This window comes from Seohaeicola sp. 4SK31 (genome assembly GCF_028802875.1).
GTDB lineage: Bacteria > Pseudomonadota > Alphaproteobacteria > Rhodobacterales > Rhodobacteraceae > Seohaeicola.
The window spans coordinates 1-2,659 of the sequence record NZ_JARAMP010000070.1; the positions used below are offsets into that span (position 1 = coordinate 1).

The 2,659-nt window shown below is 56.5% G+C and carries 2 protein-coding genes and 1 riboswitch; both genes read left to right on the top strand.

Annotation, left to right across the window (positions count from 1 at the left end; translation table 11 throughout):
- Positions 1-194 precede the first annotated feature (194 nt).
- Positions 195-317: riboswitch (TPP riboswitch) on the top strand.
- Positions 318-418: 101 nt separating this feature from the next.
- Positions 419-2,227, top strand: coding sequence for a phosphomethylpyrimidine synthase ThiC (gene thiC, locus PVW27_RS21335; RefSeq protein WP_012187122.1), 1,809 nt, complete (start codon positions 419-421; stop codon positions 2,225-2,227).
- Between the two features lie 50 nt (positions 2,228-2,277).
- On the top strand, positions 2,278-2,499 hold the full coding sequence (locus PVW27_RS21340) for a hypothetical protein (RefSeq protein ID WP_157865441.1): 222 nt from the start codon (positions 2,278-2,280) through the stop codon (positions 2,497-2,499).
- Positions 2,500-2,659: the final 160 nt, after the last annotated feature.

The window sequence follows — 2,659 nt, forward strand, 5'->3', positions numbered from 1 at the left end:
GTGGTTTTTGAACGAGCTGTGCTGCTTCACTTCCGGTAAAAGTGAGCGGCTACCATATTGATATTGAATCACACCCTTACGGATGACATTAATTTCTGGCTACATTTAAACCCCCTGAGGCCTGATAAAACTGGTCCGTCAGACCGCCACGGGAACAGCAGTTGACAAAGCCCCCCTTGGCGCACAACGTAGTCCTTTCTCACCCGGGGGGTCCCGACAAGGGGCTGAGAAACTGATGGTGCGGCAACGCATAGCGCAGTGACCCGACGAACCTGATCCAGTTCATACTGGCGTAGGGATGGTGTTCGGCTGTGCGGCATTGCCCTGCCTGTTTTTTACAGGCGTTTATCGCGTGGCTATTCTCCATTCAGTACGGCGGAGCTGGATCTCATTGCTATGAGCACGGAGATACTGACTCATGAAAGATCTGACACCAACCGTTACTACTGGACCCTTACCGGCATCCCGGCGCGTTTATCAGCCCGGAACGCTGCATCCCCAAATTCGCGTCCCTATGCGCGAGATTGATCTTCACCCTTCGGCTGGCGAACCGCCGGTTACGGTCTATGACAGCTCTGGCCCCTATACTGATCCCAGCGCTAAAATCGCTATCAACGGTGGCCTGCCGCGCCTGCGGGCAGACTGGATCGCCGCACGCAACGATATCGAGCTTTATGAGGGTCGCCATGTGCGTCCCGAGGATAATGGCTTTGCTGAGGGTGCCCGGCTGGTGCCCGAATTCCCGGTCCGCCACAAGCCGTTGCAAGCCAAGGCAGGACGCGCGGTCACGCAGATGGCCTATGCCCGCGCCGGGATTATAACACCCGAGATGGAATTTGTCGCCATCCGCGAGAACCTTGGCCGTAAGGCCGCGAAAGAGGCTCTGGTACGTGACGGCCAGGATTGGGGCGCGGCCATCCCCGATTTTGTGACTCCCGATTTCGTGCGCGAAGAAGTCGCCAGGGGCCGTGCGATCATCCCCGCCAATATCAACCACCCCGAGGCCGAGCCGATGGGGATCGGGCGTAATTTTCTGGTCAAGATTAACGCGAATATCGGTAACTCCGCCGTCACCTCCTCGATGGAGGAAGAGGTGGAAAAGATGGTCTGGGCCACACGTTGGGGCGCGGATACGGTGATGGACTTGTCTACGGGCCGCAATATTCACAACATCCGCGACTGGATCATCCGCAATTCTGCCGTACCCATCGGCACCGTTCCGCTTTATCAGGCGCTGGAAAAGGTCGAGGGTATCGCCGAAGACCTAAGCTGGGAGGTGTACCGCGATACGCTGATCGAACAGGCTGAACAGGGGGTGGATTACTTCACCATTCATGCTGGCGTGCGGCTGCATATGATCCCGATGACGATAAAGCGGGTGACCGGGATTGTATCGCGCGGCGGCTCGATCATGGCGAAATGGTGCCTGCATCATCACCGCGAAAGTTTCCTTTACGAGCACTTCGCTGAGATCTGCGAAATTGCCCGGGCATATGACGTCAGCTTCTCTTTGGGGGATGGGTTGCGTCCCGGCTCTATCGCGGACGCCAATGATGAGGCGCAATTCGCCGAACTGGAGACGTTGGGCGAACTGACGCAGATCGCATGGAAGCATGACTGTCAGGTGATGATCGAAGGACCGGGCCATGTAGCCATGCACAAAATCAAGGAGAATATGGACAAGCAGCTGGAGGTCTGCGGCGAGGCGCCGTTTTATACGCTCGGGCCGCTTACCACGGATATCGCACCGGGATATGACCACATTACCAGCGGTATTGGTGCGGCGATGATAGGCTGGTTCGGCACGGCGATGCTTTGCTATGTCACTCCCAAAGAGCATCTAGGTCTGCCTAACCGTGACGATGTGAAGATCGGTGTCATCACCTACAAGATTGCGGCTCATGCTGCCGATCTGGCCAAGGGGCATCCGGGAGCGCAGATCCGAGATGACGCGTTGTCACGCGCGCGGTTCGAGTTCCGCTGGGAGGATCAGTTCAACCTCTCGCTTGATCCCGAAACCGCGCGCTCGATGCATGACGAAACCTTGCCGAAAGAGGCGCATAAGGTCGCGCATTTCTGCTCCATGTGCGGACCGAAGTTCTGCTCGATGCGGATCAGCCACGATATCCGCGCCGAGGCGCAGAAGGACGGCATGGCGAAAATGGCCGAGAAGTTCCGCAAAGGCGGTGATCTTTATGTTCCTCTTGATAAGGTAAAGGAAATATAAGGGGTGACAGGTTCGCCGGAAGCGTAATATCGGAAAGACCTGTCACCAATATGCGGCTGGCGCAGCGCATCCCCAGCCAGATTGTCATGCACGTCGCCGCCAGCGTCCTGTTGGCGGCGAATTATATAGAGGTGATGCACCGTATCCAGTGGGAGTTTAGCCGCTCAACAAACGCTCGTTTTTTGCACCTGCGCAAACCGCCTCGTCCAACGCCGCCAAAAACCCCGTTCAAAACCCAAACAGTTGTTGAAGGTTTTTTGGCTTGCTGTTGATAGCAGACATTCGTAGTCGATGCAGCACCGGTTACACTGGGCTCAGACCAGACTTTCGCGGCATCACGCCCGAACGTCTGCTCTACTTCTCTTCCAGATATCTCCCCCAGCACGCCACTTACCGCTGAAGAAATTGCGCCAGATTGTGGTAAAGGTCACA